General features: G+C 49.9%; 19 protein-coding genes. 12 read left to right on the forward strand and 7 right to left on the reverse strand.

Annotation, left to right across the window (positions count from 1 at the left end):
• The 3 genes from OEY58_21060 to OEY58_21070 all read right to left on the reverse strand — a co-directional run.
• Nucleotides 1-246 (reverse strand): UPF0149 family protein (locus OEY58_21060; protein MDH5327952.1); only part of this gene is annotated, 246 nt, incomplete at its 3' end.
• Between the two features lie 257 nt (nt 247-503).
• On the reverse strand, nt 504-674 hold the full coding sequence (locus OEY58_21065) for a hypothetical protein (protein MDH5327953.1): 171 nt from the start codon (nt 672-674) through the stop codon (nt 504-506).
• Nucleotides 675-695: 21 nt separating this feature from the next.
• Complete coding sequence (locus OEY58_21070; GenBank protein ID MDH5327954.1) at nt 696-923, reverse strand: hypothetical protein; 228 nt, start codon at nt 921-923, stop codon at nt 696-698.
• Nucleotides 924-1116: 193 nt separating this feature from the next.
• Here OEY58_21070 and OEY58_21075 point away from each other — a divergent pair, with 193 nt between their 5' ends.
• The 5 genes from OEY58_21075 (at nt 1117) to OEY58_21095 (ending at nt 5608) form a co-directional block, all read left to right on the forward strand.
• Nucleotides 1117-1953, forward strand: coding sequence for a LysR family transcriptional regulator (locus tag OEY58_21075; protein MDH5327955.1), 837 nt, complete (start codon nt 1117-1119; stop codon nt 1951-1953).
• Between the two features lie 95 nt (nt 1954-2048).
• Nucleotides 2049-3125 (forward strand): magnesium/cobalt transporter CorA, encoded by a 1077-nt coding sequence (corA, locus tag OEY58_21080; GenBank protein ID MDH5327956.1) that lies wholly within the window; start codon nt 2049-2051, stop codon nt 3123-3125.
• Nucleotides 3126-3131: 6 nt separating this feature from the next.
• Nucleotides 3132-3575, forward strand: a complete 444-nt coding sequence (locus tag OEY58_21085; protein MDH5327957.1) for an ATP-dependent zinc protease — start codon at nt 3132-3134, stop codon at nt 3573-3575.
• 69 nt (nt 3576-3644) lie between these two features.
• The gene (gene rimK / locus OEY58_21090; protein ID MDH5327958.1) at nt 3645-4550 is read left to right on the forward strand and encodes a 30S ribosomal protein S6--L-glutamate ligase; all 906 of its coding nucleotides are present in this window, start codon (nt 3645-3647) and stop codon (nt 4548-4550) included.
• The gene (locus tag OEY58_21095) at nt 4550-5608 is read left to right on the forward strand and encodes a succinylglutamate desuccinylase/aspartoacylase family protein (protein MDH5327959.1); all 1059 of its coding nucleotides are present in this window, start codon (nt 4550-4552) and stop codon (nt 5606-5608) included. Before rimK ends, OEY58_21095 begins: the two co-directional genes overlap by 1 nt.
• Nucleotides 5609-5641: 33 nt before the next feature.
• Here OEY58_21095 and OEY58_21100 read toward each other — a convergent pair whose 3' ends face one another.
• Nucleotides 5642-8503, reverse strand: a complete 2862-nt coding sequence (locus OEY58_21100; GenBank protein ID MDH5327960.1) for a choice-of-anchor D domain-containing protein — start codon at nt 8501-8503, stop codon at nt 5642-5644.
• Nucleotides 8504-8729: 226 nt separating this feature from the next.
• Here OEY58_21100 and OEY58_21105 point away from each other — a divergent pair, with 226 nt between their 5' ends.
• Both OEY58_21105 and OEY58_21110 read left to right on the forward strand, forming a co-directional pair.
• Nucleotides 8730-8990, forward strand: coding sequence for a GlsB/YeaQ/YmgE family stress response membrane protein (locus tag OEY58_21105; protein ID MDH5327961.1), 261 nt, complete (start codon nt 8730-8732; stop codon nt 8988-8990).
• A 188-nt stretch (nt 8991-9178) separates the two neighbouring features.
• Entirely contained in the window at nt 9179-10174 is a 996-nt protein-coding gene (locus OEY58_21110) for a hypothetical protein (protein ID MDH5327962.1), read from the forward strand.
• Here OEY58_21110 and OEY58_21115 read toward each other — a convergent pair.
• Entirely contained in the window at nt 10171-13620 is a 3450-nt protein-coding gene (locus OEY58_21115; protein MDH5327963.1) for a DUF6531 domain-containing protein, read from the reverse strand. The genes OEY58_21110 and OEY58_21115 overlap by 4 nt on opposite strands.
• Before the next feature lie 323 nt (nt 13621-13943).
• On the opposite strand from OEY58_21115, the gene OEY58_21120 reads away from it, so the two are divergent.
• Nucleotides 13944-14258, forward strand: a complete 315-nt coding sequence (locus OEY58_21120; GenBank protein MDH5327964.1) for a DUF4389 domain-containing protein — start codon at nt 13944-13946, stop codon at nt 14256-14258.
• Between the two features lie 12 nt (nt 14259-14270).
• Here OEY58_21120 and OEY58_21125 read toward each other — a convergent pair whose 3' ends face one another.
• The gene (locus OEY58_21125; GenBank protein MDH5327965.1) at nt 14271-15827 is read right to left on the reverse strand and encodes a fused MFS/spermidine synthase; all 1557 of its coding nucleotides are present in this window, start codon (nt 15825-15827) and stop codon (nt 14271-14273) included.
• Between the two features lie 254 nt (nt 15828-16081).
• Between OEY58_21125 and OEY58_21130 the strand changes: the two genes are divergently transcribed.
• The 4 genes from OEY58_21130 (at nt 16082) to mtnC (ending at nt 19598) form a co-directional block, all read left to right on the forward strand.
• Nucleotides 16082-17551: a hypothetical protein gene (locus OEY58_21130; protein ID MDH5327966.1), complete on the forward strand. Its 1470-nt coding sequence runs from the start codon at nt 16082-16084 to the stop codon at nt 17549-17551.
• Between the two features lie 161 nt (nt 17552-17712).
• Nucleotides 17713-18327, forward strand: coding sequence for a methylthioribulose 1-phosphate dehydratase (locus OEY58_21135; protein MDH5327967.1), 615 nt, complete (start codon nt 17713-17715; stop codon nt 18325-18327).
• Nucleotides 18324-18896, forward strand: coding sequence for a cupin (locus OEY58_21140; GenBank protein ID MDH5327968.1), 573 nt, complete (start codon nt 18324-18326; stop codon nt 18894-18896). Before OEY58_21135 ends, OEY58_21140 begins: the two co-directional genes overlap by 4 nt.
• Before the next feature lie 27 nt (nt 18897-18923).
• Nucleotides 18924-19598 carry an acireductone synthase gene (gene mtnC, locus OEY58_21145; protein MDH5327969.1) on the forward strand — a complete coding sequence of 225 codons (675 nt, stop codon included), beginning with the start codon at nt 18924-18926 and terminating at the stop codon, nt 19596-19598.
• 118 nt (nt 19599-19716) lie between these two features.
• On the opposite strand, the gene OEY58_21150 is transcribed toward mtnC, so the two are convergent.
• A complete protein-coding gene (locus OEY58_21150; protein MDH5327970.1) occupies nt 19717-20685 on the reverse strand; it encodes an MBL fold metallo-hydrolase in 969 nt (322 codons plus the stop codon).
• Between the last annotated feature and the right edge of the window lie 206 nt (nt 20686-20891).

A 20891-nucleotide genomic window follows, 5' to 3' on the forward strand; every position in this document is an offset into this window, starting at 1 on the left:
CTCGGAGAAATCTTCCTCCGAGCCCCATTGTGGTTCAAAATCACCCCAGACATGCGGCAACCATTGCGAGGGCATGACGGGAACCGGTCCGCTGACAATGGCTGTGAACATGCCGTCAAGTTCGGAAATTCCCAGCACGCCCTCGTCTTTTCCCTCGGTATCGGCATCTTCATCGATACGTTCGAGAAGAAACTCATCTAACCAATCCAGCTCGTCTTCACTGAGCAACAGGAATAAATCATCCATTAGTCAAAACCTTCGCATCTGCTTCAAGTGCGCAGTCTAATGACAATTTCGCGGAAATACCACCGTTATCGAAGTATTTTCCGTGCAAATTCGCTGAAAAACTGCACCAGATCACGAAGATTATAAAAATTGGAATGACATTTGATTATCAGGGGGGTTGTGGTAAACACCCAGGCACCGGACAGGAAAGGCGGAAATTTGCAGACAAAAAAGGGCACCCCCTTTCCAGAGGGTGCCCTGACAGCAAAACCAAAGTTCTACCAGTACCTGAAATCGTCTTCCAATTGTTGTCTCACACGCTTTTCTTCCATTAGTCGGTCGTAGCGTTGTCGTGCGTTTAATTTGCTAGCTCCCGATGGCTCGTCCAGCTCCAAATTCTCATCACCGAAAGTATCATACAAGTCCAGATCAAATTCATCTTCTACCATGGTTTACTGCCTCTTACTTCTCTAGTTGCCTGAGGAATTACTTTGACCGTCGCCACCTTCGGCTTGTGCACCCATGTCTTCCAGACAGGTTTGCACATAGGCACTAACATCGGCTGGATCAGACAAGCCGGCTTCTTCTGCCGCTTGCTCACAGGATTGTTGAGGAGTCATTTCTTCCTCAGCCAATGCCACGCCGCCTGCCAATAATGACATTAGAGCCAAAAGTGACAACACCCTTTTAAATTTCATATCTATCTCCTTAAGGAAAATACCACTGAACGAAATGAATCCGTTCTACCGGCTACAAACTCTGACCGTTACATCGCATCGATCAGTAGTTGCTTAAATAACGGAAAACGCCGATTTTGGTAAAGCGCAATATTTTTATCGTCACGTTCGAAATTTCCGATTACAATGCGACCATCGCCTCCAGGGATAATCTATGGACACAGACCAGCTAAAAACCTTTCTAGAAATCAGCCGAACCCGGCATTTTGGCCGAGCTGCACAAAATCTTTACTTGAGCCAATCCGCGGTAAGCAGTCGCATCAAAGCTCTGGAAGACCAGTTGGGAACCCCTCTATTTGTACGTAATCGCAATGACATTCAATTGACACCTGCGGGTAACCGCCTGCTCAATCACGCCGAAAACATTCTGGCAGCTTGGGGGCGAGCCAAACACGATGTCGCTATTGAGGAAGAAATGAGCACTTCCCTGGCTATTGCCGCGACGCCCAGTTTATGGGATATCGCTATGCAGGATTGGTTACAAAATCTGCATCAACGCCAACCTCACATTGCCGTACACGGTGAAGTGATGGAAACGGAATCCATTTTGAGACGCCTCATGGAAGGCAGTCTGGACCTGGGTTTCACTTTTGAGCCGTCACAACGGCCCCAGATAGAAACCCGACAATTTACCAGCATATCCCTGATCATGGTCAGCACAAGCAATCAACAAAGCTTGGACCAGGCACTGAACCACAACTATGTATTAGTGGACTGGGGGCTTTCCTTTGCCATCAACCATGCCCGACATTTCCCGTCACTGCGTACACCCGGCATCCGTTTACCACTGGGGCATATTGCCAAAGCCTACCTACTCAACTGCGGTGGCACCGCCTATCTGGCGGAATCCACGGTTGTTGATGAAATCAACAACGGTCAATTGTTTAAAGTCGAGGATGCCCCCATCATAGAGCGCACCGCTTATGCCATGTTTTCTACACTTACACAACCGGAAGACGGACTGCAAGCGGTACTGGCATCACTGGGATAAGCAAACTTTCCCAATGCGTGGAAAACCCGACCCGAAGCTGGAAATCTGCTACTTTTAACGTCACACTTATCTTAAAGTTAAAGCAAACCTGAGCCATGGATTACTTCGACAAAACGTATCACCCTCCGGGCACCTCCCCCGGCACCCTCACCAGCGCCGCCCCCCTGCCCGGAACAAACCCCTGCATTCGGCTGGTGGACTACAATGCTGTGGATTATATCGACAAGGAACTATCCAGCCTGCAGGAGTGTAAAGACTATATCGATACTCAAAGCATCACCTGGGTCCACCTACAGAATATTACTCAAGCCGAAATCATTCAGGATCTGGGGACATTATTCGATCTTCACGCCCTGGCACTGGAGGACGTTTTAAACACCGGCCAGCGTCCCAAAGTGGAAGAATATGACGAACTGCTGTTTGTGGTGTTATCCCTACCGCAAATTGTTGAGCACAAACTCACCACTCAACAAGTCTCCTTGTTCATGGGCTCCAATCTGGTCATCACCGCGCATAATGGGGAATCCGACCCCTTTGAACCCTTGCGGCAACGTTTGCGCAAGAAAAAAGGCAGAACCCGGCAGCAACAAGCCGACTACCTGGGTTACAGCATTATCGATCTCATTGTAGATCAGGGCTATCCCGTTTTGGATGCGTTGGGAGAAACGATTGAAACCCTGGAAGAGGAAATCCTCTCGCTCAAATCCAAAAATATAACCCTAACCCAGATACACCAATTGCGGCGTGAACTGTTGATATTAAGAAGAAACTTGTGGCCGCAAAGAGAAATAGTCAATCAGCTGTTACGCAGTGAAAATGGATTCTTTGAAGAAAGCACCCGGGTATACTTACGCGACTGTTACGATCACACAGCCCAGATTTTGGATATAATCGAAAACTACCGCGAAACCGCAGGCGGCCTGATAGACATCTACCTATCGAGCGCCAGTCATCGCCTCAGTGAAATCATGCGAGTTCTCACCATGATTGCCACTATTTTTATCCCGCTGACTTTCGTGGTGGGGCTGTATGGCATGAACTTTAACAACCCCAACAGTCCCTGGTCCATGCCCGAATTGCGTTGGTATTATGGCTATCCCATGGTGTGGTTAATTATGGCTGTTCTGGTCACGGGTATGCTGATCTATTTTAAACGCAAGAATTGGTTGTAGAAATTCATGAAAAAAAATTCCATGATCACGATAGGCTGGCGCGAATGGGTATCGCTGCCGGAACTGGGCCTGAGTCATATTAAGGCCAAAGTGGATACCGGTGCAAAAACCTCCTGCTTACACGCATTTTCTCTGGAAACTTTTGAGAAAGCGGGACAATTGTGGGTACGTTTCGGCATGCATCCCCTTCAGAAAAACACCGAAACCGAAGTATTCTGTGAATCACGTGTCATAGATCAACGCGAGGTCACCGATTCCGGCGGCCACAAGGAAACCCGCCTGGTCATACAAACCACCCTGCAGCTCGCAGATGACCATTGGCCTATTGAAATCACCTTAACCAATCGGGATACCATGCGCTTTCGTATGCTATTGGGGCGAAGCGCCATGCTCGGAAAAATCATTGTGAACCCAAAAGAGTCCTTTCTATTGAAAAACAAACCCGGCTGACCCCACATGGGATCAACAGCAGGAAACACCGAGCCATGCAGTTAACAAAAAATCCAATTGGGACCAGCAATGAAAATCGCCATACTATCTCGCAACAAAAGACTCTACTCCACCCGCCGGCTGATCGAAGCCTGTGAACAGCGGGGCCATGAACCCATGGTCATCGATGTGTTGCGAACTTATATGGACATTGCCTCCAGCAAACCCGAGGCCCATTTCAAGGGTGAAACCTTACCCAAGTTTGATGCCGTCATTCCCCGAATCGGTGCATCGGTAACCTTTTATGGCACTGCCGTATTACGCCAGTTTGAAATGATGGGTTCCTACCCGCTGAACGAGTCGGTGGCCGTTACCCGCTCACGTGACAAATTGCGCTCTCTACAGTTATTATCACGCAAAGGTGTGGGTATGCCCAACACCGGGTTTGCCAACAACCCGGACGATATCGCCGATCTGATTAAAATGGTAGGCGGCACGCCTCTGGTCATCAAACTATTGGAAGGTACTCAAGGTATTGGTGTAGTACTGGCTGAAACAAAAAAAGCAGCAGAAAGTGTACTGGAGGCCTTCATGGGACTAAAGGTTAACATTATGGTCCAAGAGTACATTAAGGAGGCCGGTGGCGCCGATATTCGTTGCTTCGTCATCGGGGACAAAGTCGTGGCCGCCATGAAACGCCAAGCCCAACCCGGAGAGTTCCGCTCTAATTTGCACCGTGGCGGCACCGCGTCGTTGATCAAAATCAGCCCGGCGGAACGGGAAACCGCCGTGAAAGCCGCCAGAGTCATGGGACTTAATGTGGCCGGAGTGGACATATTGCGTTCGGACCGCGGTCCCTTGGTCATGGAAGTGAACTCATCGCCGGGACTGGAAGGGATAGAGACCGCTACCGGCAAGGATGTAGCCGCCATGATCGTGTCATTTATTGAAAAGAAAGCCAAACCCCACCGAACCAAAACCCGGGGTAAAGGCTGATGTTCGGCGCAGGCCCCTTGGTTATTAACGGGTGCACCATCGCTCCGGGCACGCGCACCACCATAGACCTGCCCGCCGGTCGCCTCTACACCCACGCACCCATGAGCATGCCGGTTCATGTGGTAAATGGAAAAACCGGGGGACCCGTTGTTTTTATCAGTGCCGCCATACACGGCGATGAAATCAATGGCGTGGAAATCATCCGTCGCTTGCTGAAAATGTCTTCCCTGAAACGCTTACGCGGCACCATTATCGCCGTACCCATTGTTAATGTGCACGGATTCATTAACCACTCACGCTATTTACCGGACCGGCGCGATTTAAACCGCAGCTTTCCCGGCAGCGATAAAGGCTCACTGGCAGCCAGACTGGCGGATTTGTTTATGGACGAAATCGTCTCCAAAAGCACTCACGGCATTGATTTACACACCGGCGCCCTGCACCGCAATAACTTACCTCAGGTCCGAGCCAACGTGGATGATGAAGACACACTGCGCCTGGCACGGGCTTTTGATGTACCGGTGATTATCTCATCCAACCTGCGTGACGGCTCCTTACGGGCCTCTGCAGCGGAATGCGGTATTCCCATGTTGCTATACGAAGCCGGGGAAGCGCTGCGCTTCGATGAGATATCCATTCGCGCCGGCGTCAAAGGAATTATCAATGTGCTGCGTGCGCTGGACATGTTGCCGCCGGGAAAAAGTAAGATTAAACACATGGAACCGGTGGTGGCACGATCCAGTTCCTGGGTACGGGCACCGGACAGCGGTATTCTCAGAGCCTTGGTACCTTTGGGTCACCGGGTAAAAAAAGGCAGCCTGTTGGGTGTGGTGGCCGACCCCTTTGGTGAACGGGAAATTCAGCTAACCGCCCCTTTCAGCGGCATTATTATCGGCCGCAGTAATCTGCCCCTGGTTAACGAAGGCGATGCGCTGTATCACATTGCCCGCTTCGGTGACATCGAAGAAGTGGAAGCCAAGGTGGATGAATTTCAGGAACAACATTCCCCCGATCCCGCCCCGGTTCCCATGCCCACGCCGGACAGCCCTATCATTTGAACAAGCTGACCGGCATAGACCTTATGGTTATGTTTATAAAGGAAAGCCGCAGGTACCGCCTGTTATCCCTCTGCCACCCAGTTGCACGGATCTGGACCCACCGTTAAACACGATGGTTAAGGTTCCACTTTTAATACCCGTGGTGGCAGGTGCAAACGTAACAGGTAAGGCGCAGCTTGAACCCACTGCCACAGTTGTGCAGGTATTACTGCTCACGGAAAAATCCAATCCGCTGACGCCGGCTTGGGCATATAAGGTTGCAGCGCCGGTGTTAATCAATGTAACAGAAGTCCGCCGAACCGCAGTAACACAGGTATCCGGGAAAGCTATGCTAGTAGGCGAAACCGTCATTGTAGTCGGAGGATAAACACCCGTACCGGTAACCCTCACTGTCACATTCGACTCGTCCGGATCGTTGGACGGAATCGCAAACGAATCGCTATAGGATTGTGCGTTTGTAGGAGCGAAGGTCAGAACTATGGTGCAACTGGTACCGGCGGTCAAAGTTGTGCCGCTACAATTGTTGTTACCGAAGGCAAATGGAGCCACCAGTCCATTCCCTACACCAATCGCCCCCAAATTGAGATTGGCATTACCCACATTGGTAATGGTCACCGATTGGGTGATTGTCGTCCCTATATTCTGCGAACCAAAAGGTACCTGCAAATCCGTACTGCTACCCGAGGAATCGGTAACGCTAATGTCCGGCGCCAGCCCGGTTCCGCTGATACTAACGGTGATATCACCGGCGTTAGACGGTATATTGAAGCTGTCGCTGCTGGCAACGGCACTGACCGGCGAATACCGCGCACCAACTGTACATGCCGCTCCCGGCGCTAATGTCTGGGATGAGCAGTTATCATTAACAATACTGAAGGGAACAGCCAAGGGATTTGCCCCTGCCACCACGCCCAAAACCAGGTCGGCGCTACCGATATTGGTGACGGTGACAGTGGAATTGCCGGTGGTACCTACTACCAGTGAACCGAAGGGCAATTGTTGGTCATTCGCCGGGCTAATGGAATCGGTGACCTCTATATCCGGGGCGATCCCTACTCCGTTAATGTCGATAGTAATATCACCTGCATTAGACGGAATATTGAAGCTGTCATTAAATGTTCCAACCATCGTGGGGGCAAAACTAACCATGATGTGGCACTGGGCGGTGGGCGCCAAACTCGCAGAAGAGCATGTATCAGACGTCACATTATAGGGCGCCGCCAAGGGGTTAGTACCTGCAACGGAACCCAGCACCAAATCCGCCGTGCCTGTACTGGTAACTGTAATGGTTCCGATCACAGCGGTATTCACCAAGAGATTACCGAAGAGCAAATCGCTATCGCCGGTAGCGCCGACATTATCGCTTATGCTAATCCCCGGAACTGGAACCGGATCTCCCGTTCCGCTCATGAATACCGTAATACTGGCATCGCCGGCATCCGGATCGTTGGAATTTACCATAAAACTGCTATTGAACACCCCGGTGGTTGTTGGCGCAAACACCACTTCAATCGTGCACTCCGTACCCGGCGCCATAGCTTGTAAGGGACAATTATTGGCAGAAAAACTATAGGGTGCTGCCGGTGTGGTAATGGAATTCAAAACCAGATCCGCGGTTCCTGTACTGCTGATGGTTACGGTAGCCACAGCGGTTTGGTTTGCCGTCACATTGCCAAAGGTCAACTGCTGGTCGTCATTGGGTAGCAAAGTATCACGGATAGCAATATTGGCCACCGGTGCGGGTTCGCCAGTACCCGAAACGTTGAAAAACACATTGGGCTGATCATCATCATTGGAAGGAATATTAAAGCTGCTATTAAATACGCCGGATGCGTCCGGGGCAAATCGAATAGACAATGTACAACTGGCATCCGGAGTTAATGCTTGGTTAGAGCAACCGTCACTACTGATACTAAAAGGAAACGCAAGTGCGAAACTGCCGCCAATCGCGCCAAGATTGAGATTGGCCAAACCGATATTGCGCACGGTGACGGTCTCAGTGACAGATTGTCCCGCGGTTACCTGGCCAAACACAATAGATAAATCATCATTCGGTGCAATGGTATCGGTGATTTGTATGTCAGGCACCGGAAGCGGATCACCAAAACCGTTGACGCTAAATTCTATAGTGGGTTGGTCCGGATCATTGCTGGGAATATCAAAGCTATCGGCAACCAGCCCCTGGACCTGAGGTAAATATTGTACGGTTAAAGTACACGCCGCTTGTGGCTGCAAACTTTGATTGGAACAGTTATCGACAGTGATGCTGAATGAACCGGAGACCGGATTGGCCGAGGCGATAGCACCGATATTTAAAGCCGCCGCACCCTCGTTTGTGAGCGTTAAGGTCGCCGTTGTCGCATTGTCGATGGTAACGTTACCGAAAACCATTTCCAAATCATCGTTGGGCGCTATGGAATCCGAAACCACGATATTCGGCACCGGTACGGGCTCTCCGGTTCCGCTAACGCTAATGGTAATAACGCCTTCATCCTCGTCCGAAGACAAAATGTCAAAACCGGAGGACACCGAAGTCGCCGACATGGGCGTAAACTGTATAGAAGCACTGCAACTGCTGGTGGGGCTCAGCACCTGACCGGAACAGTTGTCCGAAATGATCTGAAATTGAGCATCCAGGTTAGTGGTATCAATAGGATTCAGGGTCAAATCAGCATTACCACTGTTTCGAATCAACAGGGACTTTTCCGATGTCGTCCCAATCGTCACACTACCGAATTCAATAGAAAGATCATTTTCCGGACTCACCGAATCGGTGATTTCAATCTGGGCTTTTTTGGGAATATCAACACCATCTCCACTGGAGCAGGCGCTTAAAAATACTATGGAAAATACAAGAAGAAGTTTAAAACCCACCAGTACTACATTGCGATTCATGCGGCCCCCTACATAATACTCAGAAAATCAACAACTTTTGGAATCTATCCAAATTTAGCCTTTTAAGACCTTAATTATTCCAAATTACCTCAACTCAAGAATATATGCAAAAACACTTACAGCGAGCTTACACTACCGGTATTTTGTGACAAAAATCACTCACATAGACCTCTCACCCGCCGATGTATATTAAACAGACGTACCCTCATAAATAGAAGGAAAAACAATGATACATGCCCAAATGAGCCTGGAAAGCATCCTCATTTTGCTACTGAGCGGCTTAGTCGCCGGCTGGCTTGCGAATCTGGTCATGGGCAAAAAACGCCGCAGCCTAATCGTTGTTCTCATCGTGGGTGTTCTGGGAGCCATCATCGGTACCTGGTTGTTCTCCTTCCTGGGTATCAGCATTGCTGCGGGAATGGTGGGCAAAATCATTACCGCCTTTGTCGGAGCTTTGGTATTTTTATTTTTGCTTAGATTACTGTAACCGTTCTCCACCAACCCGTTTTGTCCGGCCGCTCAAACCCCGACGTTACCGGAGCATGCGCATCCATGATGCCATGCGGCCACTTCATAGTTCCTTCACTGTTGCCTCAATTGATCCCGAGAATGCTATTGTAATGTCATATTTGCAGAATACATTGCCAGTCTTATTCATGTAAAACGGAGTCTACAATGAAACAATTGTTTTGGTATATGAGTCTGGGAATGGCTTGCGTCAACAGTCAGGCGCAAATCGCACTCAACCTTGAAGATGGCGATATCTTAACCGGCGTAAAAGATATCCACATTACTACTGTCACGGATAAAAAAATCAATCAGGTGTATTTACGTCACCAGCTTCTCTACACTGCGAACGGTGGCGGAAACTATCCCGACTCTATCAGCCTGTCGCCGCAACCGGAGGTCAGCTTTCGCATGGACACGGGCCTGCTCCGCAATGGCAAGCATTTATATATTGCCTGCGCCCAGTTGGAGAATGATCTCGGCGAATTCAGTTCGGAATGCGATTGGGCCTTTGTCACCACGGCCAATCCGGACACAATCGGCCCTATGTTGCGGCAAACCCGTCCCTCGCCACTGATCAGGCCAGGTGATTTTGCTTCCGGCATGTACAACATCACTTTGTATGCCTGGGATGAAAGTGATGTTGAATTAGTGCGTTTTTATCGGGATGAAGGCGTTCTTTTGGCCACTCAATCCCAAGCCGTCTCGACTGGTGCCACAGGAGGGAAACACTATTCATTTTCCTGGGATACCACCACCGTCGACAATGGTTTTCACCATCTCTACGTAGAGGCGGTCGATGGGTACGGCAACATTACCGATACGAAAGAGGCAACCTTGTTTCTTCTGAACAGCTTTGTCCCGGTGCCTCCCATTTTAGTGGAAAACCGTTACACTCCGACGAACCTGATTGCACGCGCCAAGAACCATCATGTGAATGTGGCATGGGAAGGCTCGGACCAGCAAGAACGTTATGTCGTCTATCGTCGCTTTAGCAGCGAAACCGATTTTATTCCTGTCGCTGAAATGGAGACAACCGTGTATGTGGACGACATCCCATCCGGCGAACAATATGCGGAATACTATATAACCGCTTTATACCGCTTGGGAGAAAGCGAACCCACAAACGTGGTTCGGGTATATCCTGCTTTACGAACGCGCTAAGACAAACCGCTATTCCACCTACTAAAGCAGTCCTTCGAAAAAAGTAGGTTGGAATAGCACAGCGTTTCGCTAACGGTTGCCAAACAGGCGTCCGGGCGAAAAGAGCCAAACTCCGCCGCTCTTGGATGGATGCGATTGAGAATGACTCGATCCGGCTCCAGGGCGACATTCAAAACATTTCGTATAAATGTTATAGCCAAATCATCACCCGATGGAACAAAGCCGCGGGAAAGCAGATTCGGTATACACGGGTTTTGGCAGGCATAGGAATTATAGACTTCGCCTAAACCGCTTCGAGCCTGACTCACATAGCGACCCATTGCACCATGATAATAGCGCTCACCATCAAATAACAAACCACTTTCGGCATCATAGTACCAGCCACGAAATCGGATAGTATTTTTTTGCAGTTCCACCGATAGAGCGGTCACTTCTCCAAAATACGTCGTATGTGCCTGCCAGATGACATTTCCATCAAGATCGGTGAACACCTGCGGTGTCCCCTGAAAATCCGTGTGACAAAAACCAATCTCCCCCTCGCAAACTTTTGCCAGCAACTCCAAACCTTCTGGATCATGCAAATACAAGGTTTGCATTTTATTTCGAAATTCACTGATAACGATGTTACCACTCCATAAAAACAGGGTTTCACCAAAGGTATCGGTTTTTCGGATGCGGCGCCCCAGCGGATCATACGTATATTGAAACTCTTGCCCGTTTTTTTCGACTTTTACCAAACGATTCGAACCATCGTAGTTGTATCGAACGTTGTCGTGGAGCCCGGACATTGCGATCAAATTCCCGGGATAATCATACTCCAGCTTATGCCCTTGCCACTCAGCTAATCGATTGCCACTTGTATGCTGACTGTTTGAATCTACCGGAACATCACTCGTTGCTGCCATATTTCCGGCGGGGTCAGAAACCATGTACTCCAGTGCATCGGTTTCCACCGATTGCAGTCGATCCGTGGGATCATAATGAAATTGCACCTGGCCCCACAGAGCATCCTCCAAGACTTTAAGCGTACCGGTCTTGTTATAACGATAAGTACAGTCCATGACTGCATCACCCATGCGGCTTTTTCCCACACGACGGTGGACCAAACGTCCCATGGAGTCGTATTCATCCAGGCTCCGATAGAAGCCATAATCCCGACCCGTTTCCCGGCCCCAGCGATCTCGTCGAATGGTACAGATATCACTTAAGGAGGCTTTTCCTGCTTCTATTGTCTCATCTATAGCAGTCTCATCTTTCGCTGTCTCGATCTCGCGACTATAGCTCAGGCGAGTAAATAGACCACTGGAATCATACTCATACCGCAACCGCTCACCGCCGGGCAGACGCACCCAGGTCTTCTGCCCCAGTGAATTGTATTCGTAGCAAACTCTCAAACCGTTTTGATGCTCCTCCACCAGCCGGCCTTGTTCATTGTATTTGAACTTGATTTCACTGCTATTGTTGCAAGCTTGAATCAAGCGACCCAGTGCGTCGTAGTCATATAAACACAAATCGTCAGTGCTTTGCTTTTGTATCACGCGGCCCATTTCATCGCGGGAATATACTGTAATCCGACTGCTGCCGTCTTTGTGCTGAATCAAATGCCCTGCGGCATCATAACCGTATTGCTGTTCCCTACCGTCAAAGCCCACCTCTTTGACCAAGCGGCCGTTGCGGTCGTAAGAAAACTCATAGCGCTCATTGTTCTCATTGGTTACCGCTGTAACACGGCGGCGCCCGTCATATTCGAAGTAAATGCAGCGCCCTGCAGCATCAATACGCTCAGCAGGATAATTCATACCATCGTAGCGGTAACGTGTGGTTCTGCCAACCGGGTCAATATAATGCGTTAAGTGGCCACCTGGAGAATATTGCAATTGGATACTGCTGCCATCGGCAAAATACACCTGCGTTAACGCGCCGTTGCCATCATAATAGTACTGAGTCGTACGCCCCAGGCTTCTGGCTCGGGTTAACAGACCGCGTTCATTATATTCAAAATCCGTACGTACACCGGAGGCGTCCGTTTGCGCCACCAATTCATTGCGTTGATTCCATTCATAGCAAAGGCTACGGCCGGCAGGATCCTCCACACGGGTGACATTACCTCTGGCATCGTAACAGAAACGGGTCAATGCCCCCGAAGGATCCGTGCAGCTGACCCGCTTGCCTTGGCTGTCGAAATCAAAAGACCACGACTGCCCCAGCGCATCCCGTATCATTATGGGTTTATCGAAAGCGCCGTAGCTTAATCTTATGCTGGACTTATCGGCTTGAATAACGTTGACCAACCGATCCTGATCATCGTAAACATAGCGTGTAGAATGACCCAAAGGATCGGTTTGGACAATAAGCCTGGCGTGGCTGCTGTATTGGTACTGTGTTACACCGCCTTCGGCATCGACATGCCGGGTTATCAAACCCAAGGCATTGTAGTGATACTCGTTACATCCACGACTGTCTTCACAGCGAGTAATCATTTTTTCCGGTTCATAGGTGATACGGTAATTGTCAAAACCGCGATCACCCCAGCTGCGCACACAGCGTCCCAATTTGTCGTAACGGTCCCATTGAAATCGATGCGTAAATCCATCCCGTGTACTGTGGCGTGTCAACACATGATTGCGGTAAGTGTAACGTTGCGCATTACCATTACCATCCACCACGGCCACCAGATCACCCGCGGCATCATAAACATACTCTACCAGAACGGTTACATGCGTTTCGGGCGCTTGGTGGAGCAATAACACGGCCACGACGCGGCTCTCTTCGCCACCACCATACTGCAGTTGCAAATTGCGACCGGCATTATCTTCGATATGCTCCAAGCGATTCGCAGCATCGTAGTGACAATAGCACCACGCCCCGGCAGGATTGCTGATTTGCAACAACCTTTTCCGCTGGCCTTGTCCCGAAAACACATACTGAAGACCCCGCTGGTCCTGAATGCGGTAGTGTTCTTCGCTGTCACAATACAAACTCAAGGCTTCTGTACTATTACAGGAACTACCGCCGACGCCGGGCCGTTTAAAAGCAATAAAGCGCCCCAGTGCATCGACATAGGTCACCTGTTTCTCACCTACCAGAACACGGCTGTGCCAAAGAGTGATCCAACCTGCTCCCTGCCCCAGATCCGTATTATTACTGCTGCGATAGGTTCTGTTCCACTGCAGGGGTACAGCCCCACCCAAATCAAAGTCTGTTTGTGTCAGCACTTTCTCCCCACTTACCACACACACCGGTTCCAACACCGTGTTTTTGGGTACGTGGATACGGCTTAACGTGTGCCCCATATCCTGGCAACTCAGTTCCTGAGGATAATCTGCGCAGCGGCCGCCAAGCGCTGTCAGCGCAGGTGACACGTGTTTTTCTTCGTCAGGGGCTACAGTAGAAGTGGATAATTTTTCATCACAAGCTGGGTCCGTACCCACAGCATCGGTCGTCATTGTGCAAATCCTGTTGCATAAGTTTTAGACAGAATGCCAGATTAAGAAGAACTTTACAGCCGAAAATTACGTAGGAATTTCTTTAAATAAGCATCCGCGATAAGCGAATAAACAGGTCATCCGAAAGAAGTGATTCTAAAACAATGTAGGCTACAAGCAAAGCGAAAGCCTTTTTGTTCCAAAGCCGGATTAACATATCTGCTAATGAGATTTTAAACTAATCGATTCCAAGCCAACGTAGATCAATGTCAAGGAATAAAATACGTTGTAGACTTCAAATATTGCTTGTTACAGGAGGACTTTCTTTAATAGGAGGACAGCAAATGGCTACTGTAACCACTCCCGAATCCACCCAACCCGAACAAATACAAACCGAACCATCCATTTGGATACGCGGCTTGTACATGTTGTTGTTTCTTATCGTTACACGTTTAACGGAGTTGGTCATTGCACTGATCATGCTGGTCCAGTTTGTTTTCAAAGCGGCCACAGGCAGCACCAATGCCAATTTATTGACGTTTGGTGATCAGCTCAGCAACTACCTGTACTCCATTATTCAATTTCAAACGTTTAACAAGGAAGATAAACCGTTCCCGTTCCGACCCTGGAATCAGGAAGGACAAGCGCCGAAGCAATAGTATTCTGGAAAATTACAAAGCCCCGGCGCCAAACAGAATCTTGGACAACAAGCGGTCCACGGGTACATAATCATCCGTCAAAATGGGCAACGATTCCAAGGGGGTGCCACTGGCGATAAGGGGTACATTGATGCGAAGCCAACGACGCTGAAATCCCTGCTGTGAAAATACCATGTCCGGGAATGGTGCTTCATTTTGGGCAGAAATCACATAAGTGACACGAGTCACCTCGGCAGGAGCCTGATCCAACCACACATCCACATAATCAAATTCCTGCTGCAAGGTTTTAACCAGACTTTTTGCCAATCTTGCATCTGGAAAACCATCAATGATGTTTAGCAAATACAAACCATTGGGTTTTAAATTGCGCTTCACTGTTTGTATGAATTCCAGGGTGACCATGTGGTAAGGTACGGAAATATCATGAAACGCATCCGCTACGATCACATCAAAAGGCTCCCTGGGTCCGGTTCGTTTTTGCAACACCACCCGGGCATCCTCATGGATGATGTTCATACCCTTAATATCCACAAACAAAGCTTCTTGTACCACGCGAGTTACGGTGGGGTCCAACTCAGCCACGGTCACGCTGGCCGATGGATACATGGCCTTAACCGCACGTTGTTGAGTATAAGCACCGCCACCGGCAAAAAAATAGCTCAACTCGGAACCGGGATCGGCGTTGAAATGCACTTTTACCAACTCATCCATGGCATGCACATATGGCGAAATCAACAATTCCGGGTCGGAAACGTGATTGATACCGTGAATCAAATGATCCAGTATCAAGGCCACGGCATTACCATAATTGGGATCGGAGGCATCATCCACGCGCAAACAAAAATAATTGCTTTCCCACTGGCAAGGATCCGCAAAACCCCGGCGGTGTTCGGTCAGCCCAATGACGCCGCTGCCGACCAGCAAGACGGCAATTGCCTGTTTGGCGCGAATCTTACGCAAATAGGGTAAGGCCAACAGAGCCAAACACACGGCACTGCCTATTATCACTTTGCGGGTACCAAAATACTGCAATAACCAATAACCGGTAATAAACGTACCGAAAATACTGCCCAAAGCGGCCAAGGCATTCATACGTCCCACGATGTGCCCCAGACGATCATCCAGGCGTAAGGCCAAGGTTGTCAGAACGGGAGTCACCACACCCAATAACACCGATGGAATAAAAAACATGGACATGACATAAATAAAACTGGAACTGATCAAGTCCAGTTGACTGCTTTGCAACAATGGTGCGACAAAGGTGAGAAACAATAAGCTGGCCAGACTGAAACAGGCGGATAATACCAGCACCACGCCCACCCCCAACTCACCGGCGCCTTTATCGGCCCAATGCCCGCCCAACCAATTGCCCAACGACAGGCCTGCCAGGATGACACCGATAATCGAAGTCCAACTGTAAATGGATACACCGACATAGGGAGCGATAAGACGACCGGCGGCGATTTCCAACACCAGCAAGACCGCAGAACTTAAAAAAATAGTGAAACCGTACCAGATGACTGTACGTCGGGTGGAGGGACTCAAAACCGCTAAAAAAGCCTTATTCAAATCAGGCTACCCCTAGTTGTAGTAAGCGAAAATGGGTTTGTTGTTTTTGATATTGCTAATATTTGATGTTTTATAGCAAAGGATTGTACCCCCCAACACAGTCCAGCCACAACCTAATTGTGAATCCGTCGACGGTTCCCGGAGTGAGATATTGTGAATTTTCACACTCTCTCCCGCCGCGGTTTTGAGAACTGCGCCCATACATGTCCGCGAAATTGTCTAGACTTGTTTATTTACCAGAAAGGAAAGCCTGCATGTTTGCAATTTGCCCCCGACGTTGCGCCGCCTTCAGTGTCATTTTAACCGTATTGACAAGCGGTATGAGTGTTCCCTTCAACAGCCACGCCGTAGGTGCCGATGCGCAGGCCATAGTGGATCATTGGACTGCAACTCGCCGGTCGCAGGCAGTCCCCCGAGATTTGTTCATTGATAATCGCGGTCTGGGGTATTTGCGGGGCAGCAGCAACATGTTGCACCCCTACGCCCATCAGCAAATGCAACTGCAGTCTTCCGAACCGGTCACCAGCGCAAAACCGACCGGCGGCACCAGAGACAGCACCGCGCCCTCAATCAGCAATATGGACCCGGTACAAAACCAGACGGTCGGTTCCAACTATATATTGTCCGCCAACATCACTGACAGCAGCGGTATCGCTTCTGTTTCCTTTGTCATTGTGTATCCCGATGGTATAAGCACCCAAACCTTGAGCGCAGCCCATGCAGGTAATGACCGTTGGGAAACCTTTGTGGATGGATTTAGTGACGGTAATTGGTCCTGGTATGTCGTTGCGACCGACGCCAGCAGAAAACTCAACACCGCCACTTCTGCAACAGTGAACTTTAGCGTCGATGTCGCTAACGGCACCGGTTCTTACATTGTCACTAATGGCGCCTGGAACGAAGGTGGCGCGGTACAAATGGCCTCCGGACGCCTGTACTTTGAAATGCCTTCGGAAGCCACCCGTACCGGACCGTGGACCGCGTATGTGTGCTCCGGCTCCGTAGTACAAGATCCGGTAAGCGGGCGTTCCATCGTCATTACCGCCGCCCATTGTGTTTATGACGACAACAATAAAGCCTTTGCCCGCAAGGTCCTGTTTATCCCCAATCAAACTGAGACCACGGGTACGAAATCCGACCGCAACTGCGAAAATGATCCCATGGGTTGCTGGGTTCCTTCTTTCGGTGTGGTAGATGCGCAATGGTCCAGCCAGGTATTTCCCAACAACAAAGCGTGGGATGTGGCATATTATGTTTTCAGTGACACGGGCGCCCACGTAGGAAGTCAAACCGTGAGCGAAGCATTGGACAACGCCGCCGGCGCCCTACCGCTTAGCTTTTTGCCCCCATATGTTGATGATGGCGATCCCAGTGCCACCAGTGTGGATTACACCCATGCGCTGGGTTACACCTATGCCAATGATCCTAACTTCATGTATTGCGCCCAAGACATGACCACCCAAGGCTCGGTCAATTGGTGGTTGAACGACTGTCTGTTAGCGGCGGGCTCTTCCGGTGGTCCATGGATTCAACCCATGGAAAACGGTATCGGTCCCGTCATCTCCCTGGTGTCCTGGCGCTATACCTCATCCGCCGGTGTGGCCGGTCCCATTTTGTCCAGCGGCAGTGCAGCTTGCATGTTCGGCGAATCCACCAGCCTGGACTTCAGCGTCGTACCCACCACTGACGGCGACGCCGGAGTGATAATAGATTATTGTTTATAATGGATTAATTGCTGCACCCGATGGCAATGGAAATCCGGGATGGCCGAGCGGCCATCCCGGCCCAATCCCCCCCGGCTTTTACCCGCCTGTTAAATCAGACATAGGATTCACAAGCAATCCATGCGAAAATGCGCCGTTTAAACTTGTAACGACACTGCCGCATGAACGATATTTTTTTACAAAAGGCACAAGAGTTAGTGGTCGCCGGAAAACGCATGCACACTCAAGGTTGGGTGCCTGCCACCAGTGGCAATTTTTCCGCTCGCGTGGATGCGTCCACACTCGCCATTACCGTATCCGGTCACCACAAGGGTGAACTGAACACGGATGCCATCATGGCCGTGGATTATGAAGGCAATGGAATCAACACCGAGAAACGCTCATCAGCGGAAACCCTATTACATACCCAGCTGTACAAACATTTTCCTGATGTGGGTGCGGTCCTGCATACCCACTCGGTCAATTCCACGCTGTTATCACGCATCAGCACCCATGATCTCATTCTGGAAGATTATGAGTTATTAAAGGCCTTTGAGGGCATTGATACCCACGAAAGCCGTTTAACCATTCCGGTGTTTCCCAATGACCAGAATATTGAGCGCTTGTCGCAACAAGTGGCCGTACGTCTGCAGCAGAATGAACACCTACACGGCTATTTAATCGCCGGCCACGGTCTATACGCCTGGGGCAGTACAGTGCTGGACACGGTGCGACATCTGGAAGCTTTTGAATTTCTGTTTCAATGCGAACTTACATTGCGAGGATTATCATCATGAGCACACTGGCCATATACGATGAACAAGGAAATTTTCTGGATCAACTGTACACGGACCATGGTGAAATCGCCACGCAGCTGAAAGCCGTCGGTGTGCAATTTGAGCAATGGCAAACCGATCAGCCGCTGTCCGCCGATGCCCAGCAAGACGAAGTACTTACCGCTTACGATGCGGACGTACAACGACTAAACGAGCAATACGGTTTTCAATCGGTTGATGTGGTCTCCCTGCGCCGGGACAACCCCAACAAAGGCGAGTTCCGACAAAAGTTTCTGGCTGAACACACGCATGGCGATTTTGAAGTACGCTTTTTCGTCGACGGCAAAGGTCTTTTTTATTTACACATCGACCAAAAGGTATATCACGTACTGTGTGAAAAGGGTGATTTAATCAGCGTACCGGCCAATACCACCCATTGGTTTGATATGGGTGCAAACCCGGATTTCAAATGTATCCGGTTGTTTGTGATTCCCGACGGCTGGGTGGGAGAGTTTACCGGCAGTGATATTGCCACACGCTTTCCTGATTTTGATACCTTTTGCGATCGCTTTGCGGCACAACCCGCTTAGCATCGAAATAAAACTCCGAGACAAAATGTGAAAATCCAGGCCATAGTCACCGATATCGAAGGCACCACCTCCTCGCTCTCCTTTGTTAAGGATGTGTTGTTTCCTTACGCCAGAGAACATATGCAAGCCTTTATCAAGGAAAACCACCACCGAGAGGATGTGGAACCCCTGTTACAAGACGTCAACCGGGAAGCCGGACGTGAGTTGAATTTGGATGAGGCCATTGCCCAATTAAACCAATGGATTGACGCCGACAAAAAAATCACCCCCCTTAAAGCGCTGCAAGGCTTGATTTGGGAACACGGTTACCACAACGGTGATTTTCACGGGCACATTTATCCCGACGCCTACCACTGCTTAAAACAATGGCAGGAACAGGGAATCAAACTCTATGTGTATTCCTCCGGTTCCGTGTATGCGCAAAAATTGTTATTTGCCCACACGGAATACGGAGACCTGACGCCGCTGTTTTCCGGTTATTTTGATACCCTTATCGGTCACAAGCAAGATGCACAGGCTTACCGTGCCATTGTGGAACAATTACAGTTGCCGGCAGCACAGATTTTATTTTTATCCGACATCAAGGGCGAGCTGGACGCCGCCCGTGAAGCCGGAATGCAAACCGTGTGGAGCATGCGCGAAGGTAAGAGCGAAGACCCATCGCACCCACAAGTGCAAAATTTCGACGAGATTCAGCTATAAAAACTCGATGAACCGCGTCGGCTGCGTTTAATCCAAGGTGAGACATAAACACCGGAGCTACGAACTTTAACCGATGGTGATTCGACCGTGGTGCATGGGCGGTTCCGGCTCGTGCTTCTCAACATCCCTTAACGCACTTGGCCCGTTCGTTAAACTCCATGGTGCGACCACTCAAGGGAACGTGAACCGGCACCCGGGCAGCCTGTTTGAAGATGGCCGTGCGCGTACCCTTAATCAGCTTACCACCTTCTGTCGCCACTTCATTGGCATGGGAAGCAATCACCGCTTTAGGTTTGACCATTTTGTTAACCACATAGGCCGCTTCTTTAGGACCCGTGGTATAGGTATCACCAATATTCATTACCGCCAGTTTGGCACCGTAATGGCCCCGCACCACCAAATCCTGCTCGGCCGTCACACCGGTATCACCGGATAAATACACCACCAAACCATTGCTGAAACGCAACACGTAGCCCGTAGGTGGACCGGCATAGGCGGTCAATCCGGCACTTTCCATCATCTGCCCCAACTCGCCCCCGATCATGTCACCGGCTATGCCGTTGGAGTGAACCGCGGGAACCGTAGTGATGGTTACCCCGCCCACTTGCAAAGAAGCGCCAAAGCGCACCAATTGTGATGCTTTGGGATCGCCCCCCAAAGCTTTGAGCTTATTGGCAAAAAATTTGGGCATCTCACTGCCCGTAATGATTTTGGCCTGCTTGGCCAGAGCAATATTCACCGTATTGGTATTGGGTAAGGCATCCACAAACTCCGGTTTACCGCAACTGCCTGCGTTCACGTTTTTGATCTGGGCATTACCCACATGATCCCCATGCATATGGCTGACTAACACTGCGTCGATTTTACCCAAGCGCGGGTCTTCAGGCCCCGCCACTGTACGACCGGCGTCGTAGAGCAAACGGGTACCATCCGGGTCTTCAAAAACCAGGGCTCGATCCAAGCGACAAAACTCCCCATCATGACTGCCTAAGGGCGTCACCTTGACGTTTTTTGCCCACACCGATCCACTCGCCAAGACCAGACATGCACCTAACCACAAACCCCGTTTGATTCCTTGCCCCAACATGATCCACCCCCAAAAATAATTATTGACCCTTGCCTGCTGAGTGCCTCCCTAATAAGGAAAGCGCCATCTCATTGTTGGTGATGACTAAGGTTTTGTCCAGCCTCTCTCTGCCAATCCTCCTTGGCAAGAACCTCAACCGTATTGCAAAACTGTGCGCTGGTTCCCTAAGGCAATGAGGTAAAAATGCGATTGATATTGCCACAAGG

This window comes from Gammaproteobacteria bacterium (genome assembly GCA_029882975.1).
Classification (GTDB): Bacteria; Pseudomonadota; Gammaproteobacteria; order SZUA-152; family SZUA-152; genus JAJDNG01.

Coding starts and splice junctions, on each gene's coding strand:
- OEY58_21065 (MDH5327953.1), bottom strand. CDS start 674: ATGGTAGAAGATGAATTTGATCTGGACTTGTATGATACTTTCGGTGAT.
- OEY58_21070 (MDH5327954.1), bottom strand. CDS start 923: ATGAAATTTAAAAGGGTGTTGTCACTTTTGGCTCTAATGTCATTATTG.
- OEY58_21075 (MDH5327955.1), top strand. CDS start 1,117: ATGGACACAGACCAGCTAAAAACCTTTCTAGAAATCAGCCGAACCCGG.
- corA (MDH5327956.1), top strand. CDS start 2,049: ATGGATTACTTCGACAAAACGTATCACCCTCCGGGCACCTCCCCCGGC.
- OEY58_21085 (MDH5327957.1), top strand. CDS start 3,132: ATGAAAAAAAATTCCATGATCACGATAGGCTGGCGCGAATGGGTATCG.
- rimK (MDH5327958.1), top strand. CDS start 3,645: ATGAAAATCGCCATACTATCTCGCAACAAAAGACTCTACTCCACCCGC.
- OEY58_21095 (MDH5327959.1), top strand. CDS start 4,550: ATGTTCGGCGCAGGCCCCTTGGTTATTAACGGGTGCACCATCGCTCCG.
- OEY58_21100 (MDH5327960.1), bottom strand. CDS start 8,503: ATGAATCGCAATGTAGTACTGGTGGGTTTTAAACTTCTTCTTGTATTT.
- OEY58_21105 (MDH5327961.1), top strand. CDS start 8,730: ATGATACATGCCCAAATGAGCCTGGAAAGCATCCTCATTTTGCTACTG.
- OEY58_21110 (MDH5327962.1), top strand. CDS start 9,179: ATGAAACAATTGTTTTGGTATATGAGTCTGGGAATGGCTTGCGTCAAC.
- OEY58_21115 (MDH5327963.1), bottom strand. CDS start 13,620: ATGACGACCGATGCTGTGGGTACGGACCCAGCTTGTGATGAAAAATTA.
- OEY58_21120 (MDH5327964.1), top strand. CDS start 13,944: ATGGCTACTGTAACCACTCCCGAATCCACCCAACCCGAACAAATACAA.
- OEY58_21130 (MDH5327966.1), top strand. CDS start 16,082: ATGTTTGCAATTTGCCCCCGACGTTGCGCCGCCTTCAGTGTCATTTTA.
- OEY58_21135 (MDH5327967.1), top strand. CDS start 17,713: ATGAACGATATTTTTTTACAAAAGGCACAAGAGTTAGTGGTCGCCGGA.
- OEY58_21140 (MDH5327968.1), top strand. CDS start 18,324: ATGAGCACACTGGCCATATACGATGAACAAGGAAATTTTCTGGATCAA.
- OEY58_21150 (MDH5327970.1), bottom strand. CDS start 20,685: ATGTTGGGGCAAGGAATCAAACGGGGTTTGTGGTTAGGTGCATGTCTG.